Genomic DNA, 19,156 nt, shown 5'->3' with positions numbered 1-19,156 from the left:
CCGTGGTCCGCGCCTCCCCCGGCCGCTCCATGCCGCCGGTGGACGGCGACCTGGTCCGCTCCTACCTGCGGGACATCGGCCGGGTGCCGCTGCTCAGCCATGAGCAGGAGATCACCCTGGGCCGCCAGGTGCAGGAGCTGATGGCCCTCGAGGAGCTCCGCGAGGAGCTGAAGATGCGCGCCGGCGGCACCGATCCCAGCCAGCAGGAACTGGCGGCGGCAGCGGGCCTGCGGCCGGAGGTGCTGCGCAAGCGCCTGCACGCCGGCCGCCGCGCCAAGGAGCGCATGGTGGCCGCCAACCTGCGCCTGGTGGTGAGCGTCGCCAAGAAGTACACCAAGCGGAACATGGAACTCCTGGACCTGATCCAGGAGGGCACCATCGGCCTGGTGCGGGGCGTCGAGAAGTTCGATCCCACCCGCGGCTACAAGTTCTCCACCTACGCCTACTGGTGGATCCGCCAGGGCATCACACGGGCGATCGCCGAGAAGAGCCGCACGATCCGCCTGCCGATCCACATCACCGAAACCCTCAACAAGCTCAAGAAGGGCCAAAGGGAGCTCAGCCAGGAGCTGGGCCGCACCCCCACCCTGAGCGAACTGGCCGTGGCGGTGGAACTGCCCGAGGAGGAGGTGAAGGACCTCCTGTGCCGGGCCCGCCAGCCGGTGAGCCTGGAGACGAAGGTGGGCGACGGTGAGGACACCGAGCTGCTGGATCTGCTGGCCGGCGACGACCTGCTGCCCGCCGATCTGGTGGACGGCGAATGCCTCAAGGGGGACCTGCGGGCGCTGCTGGAGCAGCTGCCGGAACTGCAGGGGCGGGTGCTGAAGATGCGCTACGGCATCGACGGCGAGGAGCCGATGAGCCTCACCGGCATCGGCCGCATCCTGGGCATCAGCCGCGACCGGGTGCGCAACCTGGAGCGCGACGGCCTGGCGGGTCTGCGCCGCCTCAGCGACGCCGTCGAGGCCTACGTGGCCATCTGAGGCCCTCCCGGGCGGTCCGTTTGCGAGGCTTGGAACCGCTCGCACCTCCCCCTCCCATGGCCGGCATGCCCCCCGCAGCCTCGGAGGATCCGACGATGGAGGTGATCAGTCTCTTTCCCCGCTACCTGCTTCAGGGCCATCTGGGCCCTTCGCAGCTGGCCGATTTGCAGGCCATGGCCCGGGCGGTGCTGGCCGCGCCCGAGCGCAGTCCCGACGCCTCGGTGAAGCTGGCCGGCCAGCTCACCCAGCAGCGGGAGCTCGGCCCCGACCACCCCGCCGCCGCCGAACTCTGCCGCTCGGTGATCCTGCCGGCCTGCGAGCGCTGGATCCGCCACGTGATCGACCAGCAGCCTCCCCAGGGGCGGGGCCCCTGGACGCCGGGTCGCTACGGCCTGCAGATGATCGATCTGTGGCTCAACGCCCAGCGTGCCGGCGACTACAACCCCACCCACACCCACGGCGGCAGCTTCTCCGGCGTGCTGTTCCTGCAGGTGCCGCCCCAGATCCGGGCCGACAGCTTCGACGGCCAGCTCTGTTTCCACGGCCCGGAGGAATGGCACATCCAGAGCTTCCGCACCGGCATGGCCCACTACGTGCTGCCGGTGCCCGGTGACTTCTACGTGTTTCCGGCCTGGCAACCCCACTCGGTGCCGCCGTTCCGGGGCGAGGGGGAACGCTGGTCGATCGCCTTCAACGTGGTGGCCGTGCCCCAGCCGCCGCCGAGGCCCGCAGCCGCTCCCGCCCCGGGCAATGTCTCCCTTTCCAGTGTCCGGCCGAGGCCTGGGGGATTCGCCTGATCGGGCCCTTCAGAGTGCGGCCCGCAGGGCGCCCGCCACCGCCATCACCAGCAGCACGGCGCCGCTCAGGAAGCTGATGCCGAATCCAGGGCCGCGTTTTTCCGCAGCCTGGAGGTATCCCGCGGCATAGGCGATCCGCCCTCCCACCCACACCAGCCCGAGGGCCGAGGCGATGGCGGCGTTGTCGAGGAGCACTGCCAGCCAGAAGCTCGGCAGGAAGAACACCAGTTGCTCGAGGGTGTTCTGCTGCACCCGCAGCGCCCGCTCGAAGGCAGCGGGGCCGGTCATCGCCGGCGGTTTCACCCCGTGCACGACCCGTGCCCGCCCCACCAGGAGCCCCGTGGCCTGGTAGGTGAGGAGGGCCAGCACCGTCACAAGGGCCGGAATGGGCGGAACCATGGGGAGCGGGCGATCGGTTCCAAGGTTCCCACGCGATGGGGGGACCGAGTGTGGCGCTGGCGGTGCTGCTCACGGCGGCGGCGTCCGCCTCAGCCCGCCTGGCGGACCGCAGCGGCCATCGGGCTCAGCCGCAGCGCCGCGGGCATCTGCTGGGTCAGGACGGAGGGCCCGTCGAAGGCCAGCCGGCGGGCACGCAGGGCCTCCCGGATGGTGAGGCGCCCAAGCCATACCTGATAGAGGGAGCTCACATCGGAGCTGATCGTCACGTCGACCTCGAAGCCGGGATCCGCCGTGCACATCGACGGCCCGGCCGCATCGACCACGATCCAGTACAGACGCCGATCGTCCCGGAAGCGCACGTGGATCACCACGCGCCTGCCGGGGAGCACCGAGGTGTCGAGCCGGCGATGCATCCACCACACCAGCAGATCGCTGTTGCACTCCTCGGGCCGCGGCTCCCCGAACAACCAGCGCACCCCCCAGGCTCCAAGGCCGAACACCATCGGCTCGAGGTCTTTTCCGGCCTCGGTGAGCCCGTAGGTTCCCCCCGCATGCACCACGAGTCCGGCGGTCTCCAGCTGGTGGAGCCGCTTGCTGAGCAGACTCCGTGACAACCCCGGGAGCCCGCGGGCGAGGTCGTTGAACCTGTCGGTGCCCGTGAGCAGATCCCGCAGGATCAGCAGTGTCCAGCGCTCGCCGAGCACATCGAGCGCCCTGGCGATGGGGCAGTACTGCCCATACCCGTCGTCTGCTGCGGTCATGGGATTCCTCCTCGGGCTGCCGGGTTCGAGCGTCCGGATCGATCAGGTCCAGAATCTGGACTAGTTGGAACCGACCCATCTTCGTACGGTCCGATCCAGGACCCATACAGGCTCCAGCCATGACCACATCCCTCACCGCCGCCGGACGGGCGGCCACACCGCGCACCACGGAGCAGTGGATCGCCATCGCCGAAACCATCGGCGAGCGCCTCAGGGCCGATGCCGGCCGTCACGACGCGGCTGGAGACATCTCCCGGCCCGCCTTCGACCATCTGCGGGCCGAAGGCGTCACGGTGGCGCTCGTCCCCGCCGTCCTCGGCGGCGCCGGCGCCAGCCATGCCGACATGGGGGCCATCCTCCGCACCCTCGCCCGCTTCGATCCGGCGGTGGCGCTCACCCTCTCGATGCATGCGCACCTCGTGGCGTTCCAGCTCTGGCGCCACAACGATTATGGATAGATCGTGCGCAGCCACGATCTTATCCGAAGTTGAACAAGCCTGCAACGATGGAGCCTGATGGCTTACTGCAGAAACATCCGGCCAGTTTTCAGGATATCTTTGGCTTTCTCCTGAGTGCAAATGCCTGCCGTTTGGGGCATCGTTGAACCTTGCCATGCCTCAGCCGAATCTAGAGCGCAGCTGAGCTGGCCGTTCAGTTCTCTGGAGCTGAACGGATCTGCTCAGTGTCTGCTGGCTACATTCAGGGATATCTTCCCAGCATTCTTGTCAGCCTCAGCACAGCAGCGGCGTCATCCCTCGTTCTCGCAGTGCGATGATGCGCATCTGTCCCTGGCACAGGGGGCAGAGCATAGGCGCTTTCTCGCGGGGAAGCTCTGGAATCGGCAATTCCACCCTGAGCAGCAATTGCACCCCTTGGATCAGTCGTTTGGCATTGCCATGCAGCAGGCCGTAATCCCGTACACGCCGGAAGCGTCTCGGCAGGACATGCCGCAGCAGCAGCCACAGAAACTCTCCGCCCGGTAGTGTGCGAACCTGGCGCGTTCCCTTGTTGTCCTGATAGCAGAAGCTGACTTTGCCCTCATGGTCGGCAATGATGTTCTTCTCCGGCAATACTCCACGGTAGAGGTAGCGCCCCAGATACACCAAGGCCTTTTCGCCCCTGCCCACCGATTTGCAGTTCACAATCCACTCTCTTGGCAGTGGAGTCTTGAGCCGCAAGCCCAGACGGCGCATCCCCTCGTACCATTTGGCGCGGAACACCCTCGCCAGGTTGCCGGCCGGGAACAGGTACCCTGCCACTTTGTCCCTCCACTGCCGTTTCTGCACGTTGATCGCACCTGCGGGCACAATCAGATGCACGTGGGGATGGTACTCAAGCCGCCGGTTGTGGGTGTGCAGAACGGCATGGGCGCCAATCTTCCCTCTCAGTTTCGGATCACGGCGGGCAAAGGAATCGATCGTTTCCCAGGCTGTTTTCAGCAGTAGATCATAGGCCAATCGTTGCTGCTGCCAGAAGATCTGCCTGAGTTCTGCAGGCACGGTGAAGGTGATCAGGAAGTACTCCACTGGCAGCAGCTTGGCCCGTTGTCGTTCGATCCACTGTTGACTTTCATGATGTTGGCAGTGTGGGCAACTGCGGTGTCCACAGGAATGGGGGATGCGGATGCTGTGCTCACAATCGGAGCATTGCAGCCGCATGACGTCACTGCCGCTCTGGCGGCAACGTCCCATCGCCTGCAGGGCCTGGCGGTGGCTTGGCAGCAGCTGATGGCCATGGCGGCGCTCCAGCTCACCCTGATAGCGCGCCACCAGATGGGAGAGGAGAAGCATCAGCCTTCCTCCCAACGAAGCTGGAAGCCGCTCAGCAGCGTCTCGATCCGATCGCTGGTGTGATCGCGCACCACATGGGTGATGTGGGCGTAACGCGCTGTGGTGTTGCTGTTGCTGTGGCCGAGCAACGATTGGATCAGGCGTAGATCCATCCCTTGCTCCAGCAGGTGGGTGGCATAGGCATGGCGCAGGGAGTGCACTGTGAGCCGTTTCTCGATGCCACACTCCTTGCGGGCGGCCTTGAGCGCGGCCTGGACACCGCTGGCATCCATCGGTGCGCTCGCCATCCGGACGATGAACTGGCTTCCGGCCGGACTGGGGAAGAGCAGACGGGGGTGACGGTGGGTTGTCCAGAACCTGCGCAACGATTGGAGCGTGAGATCGGGGATGGGGACATAGCGATCCTTACCGCCTTTCGCATCGCGGAGGTGCACACGTCTTTGGCTGCCGTCAATGTCCGCCACCTCCAGTCCCAGGCCTTCACTGATTCGCAGACCCAGGCTGTAGACCGCCAGCAGGAAGATGCGATAACGCAACTTGCGTACCGTATTGATCAACGCATGCACTTCCTCTCGGGTGGGAATGTCCGGGAGAGTGCGTACACGGGGAGGGCGAATGATTTTGATCCACTCCATCTCGCGATCGAGCACATAGCGATGGAAGAACTGCAGGCTGCAGAGATCCACCTTGATTGTGCTCCATGAATACTGCTCCAGCAGAGCGGCAAAGTAGCTCTTTAACTCATCAGGGCTGAGATCATCGGGGCAACGACCAAAATGGCCGGCGACTCGCCGCAATGTTCGGCTGTAGCTATCAATTGTTTTGTCGCGCAAGCCATGCAGCTGCATGGCTTGCAGATTGGCATCAAACAGGCGATCAAAACGCTCCTGTTCTGCAGTATTCATCTCAGCAGCTTCCCAGCGGGAAGATGAAGGGGGAAAGCACATCCGAGGACGTGCATCCCTCAGTGTCTTCCCGACGGTCGCGCTCTCCTGTCGCTGCTCAAGACATGCTTGCAGTTCCGCGCCAGTGGCATGGCGCTAGAACCTTGGGCAGTCGGCTTGAAACTGAAGCAGTTCAGCTATGCTGTGGCTTGCAATCTGCCGCGTAGCGGCTTAGTTCAACCACGGCATGGACGCCTCCGCCATCCTCTCCCGTGTGGCCGGTGGCGCCCTGCTCGTCAGCACCGGCGCCTCCGACTGGGTGAGCTCCAACGGCAGGGCCCGGAAGGTCGACGGCGGCTTCCGGGTGACCGCCCGGAAAGCCCCCGCCAGCGGCTGCGAGATCGCTGATCTCATCGTGACGAGCATCCGCTGGGACGACGCTCCGCAGGGCCCCGGCGTGATCCACTGCTCGATTCCCCGCTCCGCCCCAGGGGTGGGCATCCAGCGCACCTGGGACACCATGGGGATGCGGGCCACCGGCTCCCACACGATCGTTCTCGACGATGTATTCGTGCCGGATGCCGCCGTGTCGCTGCTGCGGCCCGCCGACGTCTGGCACCCGGTGTGGAACATTGTCGTGACGGCGGCGATGCCCCTGATCTGTGCCGTCTACGTGGGGGTGGCCGATGCCGCCGTGGCCGAGTCGCGACGGCTTGTTCAGGGCCGCCACGACCAGCACCTCATCCAGCTGCTCGGAGAGATGGGCAACGCCCACATCACGGCCTCCGATCTCCTGGGGGCGATGTTCGCCGATGCGGCCGACCTCGGTTTCCCCAACGACGACGATGCGATCTCGAGCCGGACCCTGAGCCGCAAGGCCGTCCTGGCGGACGCCGTCATCGACACCGTGCGCCTGGCCATCGAGGCGAGCGGCGGGCGTGGCTACATGCGGACGTCGGAGCTCGAGCGGCTCTACCGGGACGCCCACGGGAGCCTGTTCCACCCGCTGCCGCGGGCCAGGCAGACCACATTCTCCGGCCGGGTGGCGCTCGGTCTCAGCCCCTGCGAATGAGGTCCCTCGAGCGTGGCTGACCGGCTCCACCTCCCGCCGGACGACGGGTCGTCCCTGCAGGTTCGTGTCGCCGAACTGCGCCGGCACCTTCTCGACTGGTGGGAGCGGGACGGACGCCACCACATCCCCTGGAAGCTTCACCGCGACGGATCTCGCCCCGGGCCCGGTGAACCCCTGGCCGCCTACGGGATCTGGGTCGCCGAGGTGATGCTGCAGCAGACCCAGCTGGCGGTGGTGCTGCCCTACTGGCACCGCTGGATGGCGGCGTTTCCCGCCCTCGCCGCCCTCGCCGCCGCCAGCGAGCACGACGTGCTGATGCTCTGGCAGGGCCTGGGCTACTACGCCCGGGCCCGCCGGCTGCACGCGGGGGCCCGGCACCTCGTCGCCGGCGCCCAGCTCTCCAGCGCGGGTGACGGCGACCCCTGGCCGCGCACGCTCGAGGGCTGGATGGCCTTGCCGGGCATCGGCCGCAGCACCGCCGGCAGCATCCTCTCCTCCGCCTTCGATCGACCCTTCGCGATCCTCGACGGCAACGCCCAGCGGGTGCTGGCCCGGCTGGTGGCCCACCCGGTTCCGCCGAAGCGGGAGCTGGCCGGGTTCTGGCGGCTCAGCGAGACCCTGCTCGACCCGCAGCGGCCCCGCGCCTTCAACCAGGCCCTGATGGACCTGGGCGCCGGCGTCTGCACCCCCCGCCAGCCCGCCTGCGGCACCTGTCCGTGGCAGCCGCACTGCGCTGCCTACGCTGCCGGCGACCCCGGCCGCTTCCCCGTGAAGGACACCCCTCCGCCCGTGCCGTTCCAGGTGATCGGGGTGGGGGTGGTGCGCAACGAGCAGGGCCAGGTGCTGATCGATCAGCGACTGCCGGAGGGCCTGCTCGGTGGGCTGTGGGAGTTCCCGGGGGGCAAGCAGGAACCGGGCGAGGCGATCGAGGCGACGATCCGGCGCGAGCTGCGCGAGGAGCTGGCCATCGAGGTGACGGTGGGGGAGGAGCTGATCACCCTTGAGCACGCCTACAGCCACAAGCGGCTGCGTTTCGTGGTGCATCTCTGCCGCTGGCGCTCGGGGGAGCCGCAGCCGCTGGCCTCCCAGCAGGTGCGCTGGGTGGCGCCCGAGCAGCTCTCCAGCTACCCCTTCCCGGCCGCCAACGCCCGCATCATCGCGGCGCTGCAGGCGAGGATCGCGGCGGGGTGATGCCTGGCGGCGTGATCCGGGCCAGGCGGCCCTTGCCATCCTCCCGGTGGCTCAACGCCACCTCCCAGGCTCCTTCCGGCCGGAAGCTGAGCCGCTCGGGCCACTCCACCGCGAGCACCGCGCCGAGGCCGCGGGCGTCCTCCTCCTCCTGGGCGAACAGTTCATCGGCTGCGGCGCCGGGCTCCAGCCGGTAGAGATCCAGGTGCACCAGGGCCGTGGTGCCCGCGTCGGAACCGCTGTCGGTGTCGTAGTGCTGGGCCAGGGCGAAGGTGGGGCTGGTGACCGGCTCGCTGATGCCCAGGGCGGCGGCCAGCCCCTGCACCAGGGACGTCTTGCCGGCCCCGAGCTCCCCCCGCAGCAGCAGCAGGGCACCGTCAGCGGCACCAGCCGCGAGCAGCTGCGACGCCAGCCGCCGCCCCAGGGCGTCGGTGGCGGTGGGGTCCGCCAGATGGCACACCTCGATCGCGTCAGTGGATTCCATCGATGTAGATTGACCCGCAGCGAGCCCGAAGCCTCGGCGTCTCTGCAGATATTTCCACTTCTTCGTCCTCCCTTCGGGGAGCTTCCCATTCATGGTGGCAACACCTTCCAGCCCTGAGGCTGCTTTTGCTGGCCTTCAGGCGACAGGTTCCTATGTGATCGCCGATCTCGGCCTGGCCGACTGGGGCCGCAAGGAACTGGCGATCGCCGAAACCGAGATGCCCGGCCTGATGGCCCTGCGCGAGAAGTTCGGTGCCGAGCAGCCCCTGAAGGGCGCCCGGATCGCCGGCAGCCTCCACATGACGATCCAGACCGCCGTTCTGATCGAGACCCTGGTGGCCCTCGGCGCCGAGGTGCGCTGGGCCTCCTGCAACATCTTCTCCACCCAGGACCACGCCGCCGCCGCCATCGCCGCCGCCGGCATCCCGGTGTTCGCCTACAAGGGCGAAACCCTTGATGAGTACTGGGCCTTCACCCACCGCATCCTCGAGTGGGGCGACGGTGGCACCCCCAACATGATCCTCGATGACGGTGGCGATGCCACTGGCCTGGTGGTGCTCGGCAGCAAGGCCGAGAAGGATCTCTCGGTGCTCGACAACCCCTCCAGCGAGGAGGAGGTGGCCCTGTTCAACTCCATCCGCCAGCGGCTGGCGGTGCAGCCCGGCTTCTACTCCCGCATCTACGCCAACATCCAGGGCGTCACCGAGGAGACCACCACCGGCGTGGCCCGTCTGTACCAGATGCAGAAGAGCGGTGAGCTGCCCTTTCCGGCCATCAACGTCAACGATTCGGTCACCAAGAGCAAGTTCGACAACCTCTACGGCTGCCGCGAATCGCTGGTCGACAGCATCAAGCGCGCCACCGACGTGATGGTGGCCGGCAAGGTGGCCCTGGTGCTCGGCTACGGCGACGTGGGCAAGGGTTCGGCCCAGTCCCTGCGCGGGCTCGGCGCCACGGTGATGATCGCCGAGATCGATCCGATCTGCGCCCTGCAGGCCGCCATGGAGGGCTACCGCGTCGTGCGTCTCGAGGACGTGGTGGCGGATGTGGACATCTTCGTGACCGCCACCGGGAACTACCAGGTGATCCGCCACGAGCACCTGCTCGCCATGAAGAACCAGGCGATCGTGTGCAACATCGGCCACTTCGACAACGAAATCGATGTGGCGTCCCTCAAGCAGTACGCCTGGGAGAACATCAAGCCCCAGGTGGATCACGTGATCCTGCCGAGCGGCAACCGGATCATCCTGCTGGCCGAGGGCCGTCTGGTGAACCTGGGCTGCGGCACCGGCCACCCCAGCTTCGTGATGAGCAACTCCTTCACCAACCAGGTGCTGGCCCAGATCGAGCTGTACACCAAGGGCGACCAGTACGGCAAGGAGGTCTACGTCCTGCCCAAGCACCTTGATGAGATGGTGGCCCGCCTGCACCTAGACCGGATCGGCGCCCGGCTCACCGAGCTCACCGCCGAGCAGGCGGCCTACATCGCCGTGCCAGTGGAAGGCCCCTACAAGCTCGACCACTACCGCTACTGAGCGCAGCGCTTCCGGCGTAAATCTCATTGGCTGAGCTGAAAAGTTCAGCCTTTTTTATTTGGTTGTTTTACTCGTCCACCATGACCTTGGCCACTGTTCGCCGCCTGCTGAGTCTGCTTTTGCATCCCCTGCCGGCGTCGATCACGGCGCTGTTTCTTTCCCTGCTGCTCTTCGATGCTTTCCCGGCAGATTCGTTGATGTATCACCTGCCTTATTCGGCAAGGTTCCTGCATCTTCCAGGATTCCCTGATTTCACGAATGTCACTGAAGGTCGATACCAGGGCTTCCCTTCCCTTTGGCGAATTCTTCTAGGGCCTGGTCTGGCCTGGTACCACCCCCGCCTTTTCATCGTTCCCAATCTGCTTGCGTTGGCGCTGCTGGTTTACAGCTGCCGACGTTTCCTTGCTATCTCCGCGGCTCTTGCGATCTGCTGCTGTCTCACCTTCCCCGTCGCCCTGTTCGGTTTCCGCTCCTCTCTGCAGGACTTCTTCGTCAACGCCATGGTGCTGGTAGCGTCCCTCTGCCTTTTTCAGCCGGCTGCTGAACCCGGGGCTGATCCCAGGCCGCCCGCCTGGATCAGGCGGTGGGATCTTCTGGGCCTGCTGTGTTTGGTCTTGGCCGCCAATGTCAAATTCCAGGGCCTGTTCATGGCCGTGGTTGTTTTGATTGCGACGCTGTTCTTTCGCTGGCGAGATCAATCTTCCAGCAGATCAGAGCCGTGGCATCCACGGAGGGGATCGATTGTATTGGCGAGCCTGCTCGCCGTGCTCATCTTTGCCCAACCGCTGCTGAATATTTCCCGCTTCGGAAACCCATTTTATCCAGTCAGGATTCTGGGGCTGAGTGGAACTGAGCCGCCCACCTCATCTCCGATCCAGTACCTTCCGAGACTTCCCCTGCTCACCAATGCGGCATCATTTGTGGTTTCAGTCACTGAGGTTGATCCAATCATTCGCTCCGAGGCGGGCTTTTCTTTTTCCAGAAGCTGGCACAACCATAATCTGCCCAGGAAGCAGTATTTCCCCACCGCTCCTGACTATCCGTGGATTCTCACTGGCGGCTCTAATGGGCTGCTGTTTCTTGCCTTGTTGATGGGTGCTTTCCTGTCTGTTTTCGGATGGAGGGGGAAACTCCATCTTCCATTGACCCCTGTGTTGATTCTGAGGCGAAGGCTGCTGATCACGAGCCTGCTGTTCATGGTTCTGCCTCAATCGATGGAGCTGCGTTACTACATGTCAACCCTATTCGCCACGGCATTGGTCGCTGTGGGTGGGGATGGTTCGCGATTGCGACAGCTGATGCGCTGGTTGGTTGTGGCTGGGTTGTGGTTCACTTTGGTCTTCTCCTTCCTGCAGCCCGTTTACTTCTGGGCGCGCACCGGTGAGTGGATCAGTGCGCGGGGTCTGCTGACCCCCGACGTGTTTTACAACCTGCCATCAGAGCAGCAATGTCTGGATAAGTATGCCTTGTGGAAGGGGCCCATCTCCAAGGCTCCGGATCGCACGAGCGGAGATGTTCAGGACGCCCTGGCCTGCCATGTGCGGCTCACCAAGCCATGAGACGTGGAGCGCCGCATCCACACGAGGACGACCGTTTTGGCGAGGCAGCTTCTGCGCCGATGGCCCCGGGTCTGGGCCGCAAGCGCCGATTCCTGATGGTTGGCTCCCTGAACGTGTTGCTGACCAACCTTATGTTGCAGGGGCTGTTGCTGATCCTGCCCATCGGCCTGGCCACCCTGCTCAGTCAGGGGTTGAACATGGCCTTGGGTTACTATCTCTATGGGAAGGGGGTGTTTCAGGTGTCCGGTTTCACGCTCCGTTCAGCTGTTAGCTATGCCTTCATGGCCCTGTTCCTCTGGTGGCTGAACTGGTATGGAATCTCCCTGATGGCTGGCCATGGAATCAGCAAGAACCTTGCGGCCCTGCTCATGATACCCATTTTGCCGGTGATTTCGTACCTGATCCAGAAGCATCTCGTTTTTTCCTCTTAGGTTTCCGTTTCTTCGCCTTTGACGTTCGGATTGACTAGACAGGTGGTATCGACTAGATTGTTTCGAAACATGGCGATCTGCGGATGGATGTTGCAGTTCTGATCCCCTGTTTCAATGAAGCGGCTTCCATCCATGAGGTGGTGATGAAGCTGCGGCAGCAGCTGCATTCTGCTCGCATCGTTGTCTGTGACAACGCCAGCACCGATGGCACGGCTGAGCGGGCCAGGGCTGCCGGTGCTGAAGTCATGCGTGAGGAGCGCCGTGGCAAGGGAAATGCGATGCGACGACTGTTCCGGGATGTGGAGGCGGATATCTATGTGATGATCGACGGCGATGATACCTATGGCACGGAGATCCTTGCCGACGCCATCGCCCTCGTCCGCGACGAGGGTTGCGACATGGTGGTGGGAACACGGCGGCTTGGCGATATTCGTCAGCGTCGTGGCCATGACGCTGGCAACCAGCTGTTCACCCGTTTTTTCCAGACCCTCTTCGATGTCCGCAGTGAAGATGTCTTCAGTGGTCTGCGGGTCTTTTCCCGTCGCCTCATCAAGACCTTCCCCTGCATCAGCCTGGAGTTTGAGATCGAGGCCGAGCTCGAGATCTACTGCGCACGCATGCTTCTGCCCACCGCCTCGCTGCCGGTCACGATCCGACCACGGCGCGGCAGTGTCAGCAAGCTCAACACATGGCGGGATGGCCTGAAGATTCTCTGGCTGTCGATCCGCATGCTGCACCGGGAGTATCCACTGCGCCTTTATGTAGCGCTCGGCGGGCTGATCGGACTTGTGGCCTCGCTGCTGTTGGTTCCGGTTGCCCAGGACTACCTGGCCACCGGGCTGGTGCCCCGCTTCCCCACCCTGATCGCCTGTTCGGTGCTGCTCGCCCTGTCCGTGGCCAGTATCGGCATGGGACTGATCCTCAAGGAGATCACCAATAACCGCTACGAAATGCGCTATCTGCGCTATCTGTCCTATCCCTGAGCCAGGGCCGGCGGCGCATGGCGTGGTGTTCCAGCCCCCCGTCTGTGGCTGGCTGCTGCACAGGGGAAGCGTGGAGCGCTGCTGGCAGCGTCCGGGCCGTCGTGGAAGACTGGCGCCTCTGATCCGGCTGCCCCGATGGCGATCGAACTGGTCCAGAAGCTGCCCGAGATGATCGGGGCGGCGGTGGAGGCCAACCCGGCGGCAGGGTATGGCGCGATCTTCGCGGCCATGTTTCTGGAGAACCTGTTCCCCCCGATTCCCTCCGAGCTGATCATGCCGCTCGGGGGGTTTTTTGTGCATCAGGGCAAGCTCTCCCTGGTGCCGGTGGTGCTGGCCGGCCTGCTGGGCACGGTGCTCGGCGCCCTTCCCTGGTACGGCATCGGCCGGCTGGTGAATGAGGAGCGCATCGAGCAGTGGCTCGAACGCCACGGCCGCTGGATCGGCATCAGCCCCCAGGAGCTGCGCCGCAGCCGCCGCTGGTTCAGTCGTCATGGCACGGCGCTGGTGTTCTGGGGCCGGCTGGTGCCCGGCATCCGCACCTTGATCTCGGTGCCCGCCGGCATCGAGATGATGCCGATGACCCCCTTCCTGCTCTGGACCACCGCCGGCAGCCTGATCTGGACCCTGCTGCTGACCCTGGCGGGGCTGGCGCTGGGGGAGAGCTACACCAAGGTTGAGCTCTGGATCGAGCCCGCCGCCAAGGTGGTGAAGGTGTTGCTGGTGTTGGCCGTGCTGGCGGGCGCCGCGTGGCTGGGGCTGCGGATCTGGAAGCAGAGCCGCCACCGGTCCTGATCCGGGCCCCGCAGGCACTCCGCCCCGGTCCATGACAGTAAAAAAGGCGCCCCGTGGGGCGCCTTCTCTGGCTTCAGGACGCTTGATAACCCGGCTGGGCCACTGGCACAAGCCCCCAGGCTTCAGATCCGGCCCGAAAGCCTCAGAACGGCACTTCCTCCTCGCTCGGCTCACCGCCGCCGAAGCCGCCCCCGAAGCTGCCGCCGCCGCCGCTCTCCGCGTCCCGCTTGCTGCCGAGCAGCTCCAGCCGATCGACGCGGATCACCGGCTTGCTGCGCTCCTCGCCGCTGGCCCGGTCCGTCCAGCGGTCGAGCTTGAAGGAGCCGATGATGCCGATCAGGGCACCCTTGCGGACGTAGTCGGCGGCCACCTGGGCCTGCTTGCCCCAGATCTCCAGGTTGAACCAGTCGGGCTCGTCGTCGCGGCTGCGGCGGTTCACCGCCAGGGTGAGGTTGGCGACCATGCTGCCGGATTCGAAGTAGCGGACCTCCGGGTCGCGGCCGGCTCTGCCGACGAGGGTGATGGAATTGACGCCCATGGCGTGCTCCTGGAACGAATGGATCAATGATGCGGCACCCCGATCGGGGGCCTCTCCCTTTCCGTTCCACCCTTCGTCCCGGTTGTCACACCCGCCGGCTTCCCGGGGGGCCGTCGGGAATGCCCCACCTATGATTGACCGCTGCCAGAGGCCTTGCCCGTGTTTTTCCGCCGTTTCCAGTTCTCCCGCGACATCGGCATCGACCTGGGGACGGCCAACACGCTGATGTACGTCTCGGGCAAAGGGATCGTGCTGCAGGAGCCGTCGGTGGTGGCGATCGATCTGGAGCGGGGCACCCCCCTGGCGGTGGGCGAGGAGGCCAAGCTGATGCTCGGCCGCACCCCCGGCAACATCCGGGCGATCCGGCCCCTGCGCGACGGCGTCATCGCCGACTTCGACGCCGCCGAGCAGATGATCAAGAGCTTCATCCAGAAGGGCAACGAAGGCCGCGGCGTGATCGCCCCGCGGCTGGTGATCGGCATCCCCAGCGGCGTCACCGGTGTCGAGCGCCGGGCCGTGCATCAGGCCGGCCTGGCCGGGGCCCGGCAGGTGCACCTGATCGATGAGCCGGTGGCGGCCGCCATCGGCGCCGGTCTGCCGGTGACCGATCCGGTGGGCACGATGATCGTCGACATCGGCGGCGGCACCACCGAGGTGGCCGTGCTGAGCCTGGGCGGCACCGTGCTGAGCGAGTCGGTGCGGGTGGCCGGCGACGAGCTCAGCGACGCCATCAGCGTCTATCTCAAGAAGGTCCACAACCTGGTGGTGGGCGAGCGCACCGCCGAGGACATCAAGATCCGCATCGGCTCCGCCTTCCCCGACGACGGCCACGACGAAACCTCCATGGACGTGCGGGGTCTGCACCTGCTCTCCGGCCTGCCGCGCACGATCAACATCCGGGCCGGAGACATCCGCGAAGCCATGGCCGAGCCGCTCAACGTGATCGTGGAGGCGGTCAAGCGCACCCTGGAGCGCACCCCTCCCGAACTGGCGGCCGACATCGTCGACCGGGGGATCATGCTCGCCGGCGGCGGCGCCCTGGTGCGCGGCATCTGCGACCTCATCAGCCACGAGACCGGCATCCTCACCCACGTGGCCGAGGACCCCCTGCTCTGCGTGGTCAACGGCTGCGGCATGGTCCTGGAGGACTACAGCCGGCTGGAGCGCGTGCTCGACACCCCCGAATTCGCCCGTCAGACGGCCTGAGTCCGATGCCGGCTTGGCGCTGGCTCCGCTTCGTCGACGGCTCCTCCCTGCGACGCCTCCTGCCCTGGCTGCTGGTGCTGCTGGCGCTCGTGGCCGTGCGTCTCAGCAAGGGGGCCATGCTCACCGACGCCTACGCCTTCCTCAGCCGGCCCTTCTGGCCGGGGACCGCCCAGGCCGAATGGCTGCGCTCGGCCCGCCGGGTGGAGGACGGCGCCCGGCTGGCCCAGCTGGAGCGGGACAACCAGCGGCTGCGCTCGCTCCTGGAGCTGCAGCAGAAGAATCCCAACCGGGTGACGGCGCCGGTGATCTCCCGGGAGGGATCCGGCTGGTGGCGCCAGCTGCTGCTCGGCCAGGGGGCCCTCAGCGGCATCCGGGCCGGGCAGGCTGTGCTCGGCCCCGGTGGCCTGGTCGGTCTGGTGGGGAGCGTCACCCCCAGCACCGCCACCGTCACCCTGCTGACCGACCCCAGCAGCCGGGTCGGGGTCTGGGTGGGGCGCACCCAGCACCACGGCCTGCTCACCGGCATCGGCACCGCCCGGCCCCTGCTGCGCTTCCTGGAGAAGGATCCCCAGGCCCGCCCCGGTGACGTGGTGGTGACCTCCCCCGCCAGCACCCTGGTGCCCCCCAACCTGCCGGTGGGCGTGATCCAGACCATGGACGCCAATGCCGATCCGGCGCCGGAGGCGGTGGTGCAGTTGATCGCGCCGGTCTCGGCCCTCGACTGGGTGCAGGTGCAGGTGCGCTGATGGACCTGCTCACCCGGCAGCCCCTGCTCGCCGCTTCGGTCCTGCTGGTGCCGCTCCTGGCCCTGGCCTCGCCGGGCTGGCTGGCCCTCGACGGTGTCGGTCCCTGCTGGGCGGTGCTGTGGTTGCTGCCCTGGGCGCTCAGCGACGGGCCCTTCTCGGGGGCCTGCGCCGGCCTGGCCCTGGGCCTGCTGCTGGATGCCCTCCACCCCGGCGGCGTCACCCAGATCCCAGCCCTGCTGCTGCTGGGCTGGTGGTGGGGGCGGCTGGGACGGCGGGCGGCGCCGATCCAGCGCAGCTTCAGCCTCGGCCTGCTCGCCCTGATCGGCACGGCCCTGCTGGGCCTCACCCTGATGCTGCAGTGGGGCGTCCTCGACTGGATCGGCACCCGGGACGTGCTCCAGCAGGCGGGACCGCTCGCCAGCCGCAGTGCCCGGGAGCACGGGGTGAATCCCGCCCTGCTGGCCCTGCCGGGCTGGCGCTGGGATGATCTGGCGGGATCCGGCCTGCGGGTTCTGCTCGCCCAGACCCTGATCACGGCCGTGCTCGCACCGATGCTCTGCTCCCTGCAACTGCTGCTCTGGCGGCAACTGGGCTCCGGCTGGCGCCGTTAGGCCATGGCCAGGATGTCTTCCCGCTCGAGCCTGCCGTCCCGCCTGCCCCGCCGCCAGGCCCTGAGGCTCCTGGCCGCCCCGTTCGCCCTCGCCCTCGCCGCCGGGGCCTGCGCCCGGCCGCCCGCGTCCGGCCGGGGCAAGGTGCTCAACGTCTGGACCCTGGATCTGGCGCCCCGCTTCAACGACTACATGGGGCGGGTGATCGCCGCCTGGGAGCAGGCCCATCCCGGTGTGACGGTGCGCTGGACCGACGTGCCCTGGGGCTCGGTGGAACGCAAGCTGCTGGCCTCGGTGTTCGCCCGCACCGCGCCGGATCTGGTCAACCTCAACCCCAACTTCGCCGCCAACCTGGCCAGCAAGGGGGGCCTGCGGGACCTCACGCCCCTGCTGCCCGCCGATGCCGCCGAGCGCTACCTGGCCGGAATCTGGATCTCCGGCCAGCAGGGGGGGGAGCAGTTCGGCATCCCCTGGTACCTGACGGCCCGGGTCACAATCGCCAACCGCCGTCTGCTGCAGAAGGCCGGCCTGGCCGCCCCGCCGCGCCGCTGGGAGGAGGTGCCGGCCTATGCCGAGGCCGTCCGGCGCCGCACCGGCCGCTATGCCCTGTTCGTGACCGTGGTCCCCGACGACTCCGGCGAGCTGATGGAGGCGCTGGTGCAGATGGGGGTGCGGCTGCTGGACGAGCGCCAGCGGGCGGCCTTCAACAGCCCCGCCGGCCGGCGGGCCTTCGCCTTCTGGAGCGACCTCTACAGGCGCGGCCTGCTGCCGCGGGAAGTGGTGAGCCAGGGGTACCGGCGGGCGATCGAGCTGTACCAGGCCGGCGATCTGGCCCAGGTGGCCAGCGGTCCCGATTTCCTCCGCAACCTGCAGACCAACGCCCCCGGCATCGCCGCCACCTCCGCCCCCTTCCCTCCCCTGACCGGGGCCAGCGGCGAGGCCAACGTGGCGGTGATGAACCTTGTGGTGCCGCGCCAGAGCGCCATGGCCCCGGAGGCGTTGAGTTTCGCCCTGTTCCTGAGCAACGCCGCCAACCAGCTGGCCTTCGCCGAGGAAGCCCGGGTGCTGCCCTCCTCCCGCGGCGCCCTGGCGAGCCTGGAGGGGCGGCTGCGGGCGGCGGTGCCCACAGGCGGGCAGGAGCGGCTGGTCCACAGCGCCCGGCTGCTCTCGATCGAAACCCTGGCCGCGGCGCGGGTGCTGGTGCCGGCGACCCCGGGGGTGAAGCGGCTGCAGGCGATCCTCTACACCCAGCTGCAGCGGGCGATGCTGGGGCAGCTCGACAGCGATGCGGCCCTGGCCGAGGCCGAGCGGCAGTGGAACAGCTACGCCGAGGCCCGCTGGCCCTGAGGCCGCCGCCGAGCCGGGGACCCTGAAGAAATGTTGTGAATCGGCCAGAGGCCAGCTGCCGGAGCCGATTCCGTGTTCACGGCCCGAAACGGCGTCGCGTTATGGTTGCGATTCTTCATCCGGTCGGACAGGAGCGATGCCCACGCATTCGGTCGCATCCTCTGCATCCTCAGCCTCCCCGTTCACCGACGGGGCTGATGAGCAGGAAGCCTCCGGTGGTGCGTCGGTCGTCCAGCAGCCCGCCTCCCCCCCTCCGGCCGACCAGGAGCCCTCCCAGCCGATCGCCACCCTGCTCGTCGTCGACGACGAGGCCGCCGTGCGCCGGGTGCTGCTGATGCGCCTGCAGCTGGCCGGCTACCGGGTCCTGTGCGCCGAGGACGGTGAGGAGGCTCTGGCCCTGTTCCACAAGGAGCAGCCCGACCTGGTCGTCCTCGACGTCATGCTGCCGAAGCTGGATGGCTTCGCCGTCTGCCGGCGGCTGCGAGCCGAATCCTGCGTGCCGATCATCTTCCTCTCCGCCCTCGATGCCATCGCCGAGCGGGTGGCGGGCCTGGACCTCGGCGCCGACGACTACCTGCCCAAGCCCTTCAGCCCCAAGGAACTGGAGGCCCGCATCTCCACCATCCTGCGCCGCATGGGCCGGGGGGCCGCCACCAGCGAGCCGCGAGATCTGCCCACGGGCTCCGGCGTGCTGCGGGTGGGGGATCTGGTGGTCGACACCAACCGCCGCCAGGTGACCCGGGAGGGACAGCGCATCGCCCTCACCTACACCGAATTCAGCCTGCTGGAGCTGCTGTTCCGCGAACCCGGCCGGGTGGTGCCCAGGGCCGAGATCCTCGAGCAGCTCTGGGGCTACCCGCCGCGCCGCGCCGCCGACCTGCGGGTGGTGGATGTCTATGTGGCGCGGCTGCGCGGCAAGCTCGAGCCCGACCCCCGCAATCCGGAGCTGATCCTCACGGTGCGGGGCACGGGCTACGCCTCCCAGCGGATGGGCGAGGGAACTCTGGCCGCCGCCGGCTGAGCCCCCGGCCTGGTCGCCGCCGGCTGATCCTGC

At 67.1% G+C, this 19,156-nt stretch carries 21 protein-coding genes; 15 read left to right on the top strand and 6 right to left on the bottom strand.

Features of this window, described 5'->3' with window-relative positions:
- The first annotated feature begins 29 nt into the window (after positions 1–29).
- Both CYAGR_RS10535 and CYAGR_RS10530 read left to right on the top strand, forming a co-directional pair.
- The gene (locus tag CYAGR_RS10535; protein WP_156818600.1) at positions 30–983 is read left to right on the top strand and encodes an RpoD/SigA family RNA polymerase sigma factor; all 954 of its coding nucleotides are present in this window, start codon (positions 30–32) and stop codon (positions 981–983) included.
- A gap of 65 nt (positions 984–1,048) precedes the next feature.
- Positions 1,049–1,780 carry a putative 2OG-Fe(II) oxygenase gene (locus CYAGR_RS10530; RefSeq protein ID WP_015109789.1) on the top strand — a complete coding sequence of 244 codons (732 nt, stop codon included), beginning with the start codon at positions 1,049–1,051 and terminating at the stop codon, positions 1,778–1,780.
- Positions 1,781–1,789: 9 nt separating this feature from the next.
- Here the strand turns inward: CYAGR_RS10530 and CYAGR_RS10525 are convergent, their stop codons facing one another.
- Both CYAGR_RS10525 and CYAGR_RS10520 read right to left on the bottom strand, forming a co-directional pair.
- Positions 1,790–2,179, bottom strand: coding sequence for an MAPEG family protein (locus CYAGR_RS10525; protein ID WP_015109788.1), 390 nt, complete (start codon positions 2,177–2,179; stop codon positions 1,790–1,792).
- A gap of 89 nt (positions 2,180–2,268) precedes the next feature.
- Entirely contained in the window at positions 2,269–2,940 is a 672-nt protein-coding gene (locus CYAGR_RS10520; RefSeq protein ID WP_015109787.1) for a winged helix-turn-helix transcriptional regulator, read from the bottom strand.
- A gap of 119 nt (positions 2,941–3,059) precedes the next feature.
- Between CYAGR_RS10520 and CYAGR_RS10515 the strand changes: the two genes are divergently transcribed.
- On the top strand, positions 3,060–3,398 hold the full coding sequence (locus CYAGR_RS10515) for an acyl-CoA dehydrogenase family protein (RefSeq protein WP_043325724.1): 339 nt from the start codon (positions 3,060–3,062) through the stop codon (positions 3,396–3,398).
- Positions 3,399–3,671: 273 nt separating this feature from the next.
- Here CYAGR_RS10515 and CYAGR_RS10510 read toward each other — a convergent pair whose 3' ends face one another.
- Complete coding sequence (locus tag CYAGR_RS10510; RefSeq protein WP_015109140.1) at positions 3,672–4,730, bottom strand: IS91 family transposase; 1,059 nt, start codon at positions 4,728–4,730, stop codon at positions 3,672–3,674.
- Positions 4,730–5,677, bottom strand: coding sequence for a tyrosine-type recombinase/integrase (locus CYAGR_RS10505; RefSeq protein WP_216593343.1), 948 nt, complete (start codon positions 5,675–5,677; stop codon positions 4,730–4,732). Before CYAGR_RS10505 ends, CYAGR_RS10510 begins: the two co-directional genes overlap by 1 nt.
- Before the next feature lie 184 nt (positions 5,678–5,861).
- Here CYAGR_RS10505 and CYAGR_RS10500 point away from each other — a divergent pair, with 184 nt between their 5' ends.
- Both CYAGR_RS10500 and mutT read left to right on the top strand, forming a co-directional pair.
- Positions 5,862–6,686 (top strand): acyl-CoA dehydrogenase family protein, encoded by an 825-nt coding sequence (locus CYAGR_RS10500; protein WP_051017117.1) that lies wholly within the window; start codon positions 5,862–5,864, stop codon positions 6,684–6,686.
- Between the two features lie 12 nt (positions 6,687–6,698).
- Positions 6,699–7,877: an 8-oxo-dGTP diphosphatase MutT gene (mutT, locus tag CYAGR_RS10495; RefSeq protein ID WP_015109786.1), complete on the top strand. Its 1,179-nt coding sequence runs from the start codon at positions 6,699–6,701 to the stop codon at positions 7,875–7,877.
- Here mutT and tsaE read toward each other — a convergent pair.
- Positions 7,840–8,358 (bottom strand): tRNA (adenosine(37)-N6)-threonylcarbamoyltransferase complex ATPase subunit type 1 TsaE, encoded by a 519-nt coding sequence (tsaE, locus tag CYAGR_RS10490; RefSeq protein WP_015109785.1) that lies wholly within the window; start codon positions 8,356–8,358, stop codon positions 7,840–7,842. The two genes, mutT and tsaE, sit on opposite strands and share 38 nt — an antisense overlap.
- 91 nt (positions 8,359–8,449) lie before the next feature.
- Here tsaE and ahcY point away from each other — a divergent pair, with 91 nt between their 5' ends.
- The 5 genes from ahcY (at position 8,450) to CYAGR_RS10465 (ending at position 13,657) form a co-directional block, all read left to right on the top strand.
- Entirely contained in the window at positions 8,450–9,892 is a 1,443-nt protein-coding gene (gene ahcY / locus CYAGR_RS10485) for an adenosylhomocysteinase (protein WP_015109784.1), read from the top strand.
- Positions 9,893–9,918: 26 nt separating this feature from the next.
- Complete coding sequence (locus CYAGR_RS18405) at positions 9,919–11,451, top strand: hypothetical protein (protein ID WP_156818448.1); 1,533 nt, start codon at positions 9,919–9,921, stop codon at positions 11,449–11,451.
- Positions 11,452–11,510: 59 nt separating this feature from the next.
- Positions 11,511–11,882, top strand: coding sequence for a GtrA family protein (locus CYAGR_RS10475; protein ID WP_015109782.1), 372 nt, complete (start codon positions 11,511–11,513; stop codon positions 11,880–11,882).
- A gap of 83 nt (positions 11,883–11,965) precedes the next feature.
- Positions 11,966–12,865: a glycosyltransferase family 2 protein gene (locus CYAGR_RS10470; protein WP_015109781.1), complete on the top strand. Its 900-nt coding sequence runs from the start codon at positions 11,966–11,968 to the stop codon at positions 12,863–12,865.
- Between the two features lie 135 nt (positions 12,866–13,000).
- Positions 13,001–13,657, top strand: coding sequence for a DedA family protein (locus CYAGR_RS10465; RefSeq protein ID WP_015109780.1), 657 nt, complete (start codon positions 13,001–13,003; stop codon positions 13,655–13,657).
- Positions 13,658–13,799: 142 nt separating this feature from the next.
- On the opposite strand, the gene CYAGR_RS10460 is transcribed toward CYAGR_RS10465, so the two are convergent.
- Positions 13,800–14,195 (bottom strand): single-stranded DNA-binding protein, encoded by a 396-nt coding sequence (locus CYAGR_RS10460; RefSeq protein ID WP_015109779.1) that lies wholly within the window; start codon positions 14,193–14,195, stop codon positions 13,800–13,802.
- Positions 14,196–14,354: 159 nt separating this feature from the next.
- Between CYAGR_RS10460 and CYAGR_RS10455 the strand changes: the two genes are divergently transcribed.
- The 5 genes from CYAGR_RS10455 (at position 14,355) to rpaB (ending at position 19,123) form a co-directional block, all read left to right on the top strand.
- Complete coding sequence (locus CYAGR_RS10455; RefSeq protein WP_043327022.1) at positions 14,355–15,401, top strand: rod shape-determining protein; 1,047 nt, start codon at positions 14,355–14,357, stop codon at positions 15,399–15,401.
- A gap of 5 nt (positions 15,402–15,406) precedes the next feature.
- Positions 15,407–16,147, top strand: a complete 741-nt coding sequence (gene mreC, locus CYAGR_RS10450; RefSeq protein ID WP_015109777.1) for a rod shape-determining protein MreC — start codon at positions 15,407–15,409, stop codon at positions 16,145–16,147.
- Entirely contained in the window at positions 16,147–16,758 is a 612-nt protein-coding gene (locus CYAGR_RS10445; protein ID WP_015109776.1) for a hypothetical protein, read from the top strand. The genes mreC and CYAGR_RS10445 overlap by 1 nt, the downstream gene beginning before the upstream one ends.
- 3 nt (positions 16,759–16,761) lie before the next feature.
- Complete coding sequence (locus CYAGR_RS10440) at positions 16,762–18,102, top strand: ABC transporter substrate-binding protein (RefSeq protein ID WP_015109775.1); 1,341 nt, start codon at positions 16,762–16,764, stop codon at positions 18,100–18,102.
- A gap of 136 nt (positions 18,103–18,238) precedes the next feature.
- Entirely contained in the window at positions 18,239–19,123 is an 885-nt protein-coding gene (rpaB, locus tag CYAGR_RS10435; RefSeq protein WP_015109774.1) for a response regulator transcription factor RpaB, read from the top strand.
- Positions 19,124–19,156: the final 33 nt, after the last annotated feature.

The sequence above is a fragment of the Cyanobium gracile PCC 6307 genome (assembly GCF_000316515.1).
GTDB lineage: Bacteria > Cyanobacteriota > Cyanobacteriia > PCC-6307 > Cyanobiaceae > Cyanobium > Cyanobium gracile.
Note: the sequence above shows the minus strand (reverse complement) of the source record. Positions and strands in the feature narration are given on the sequence as shown.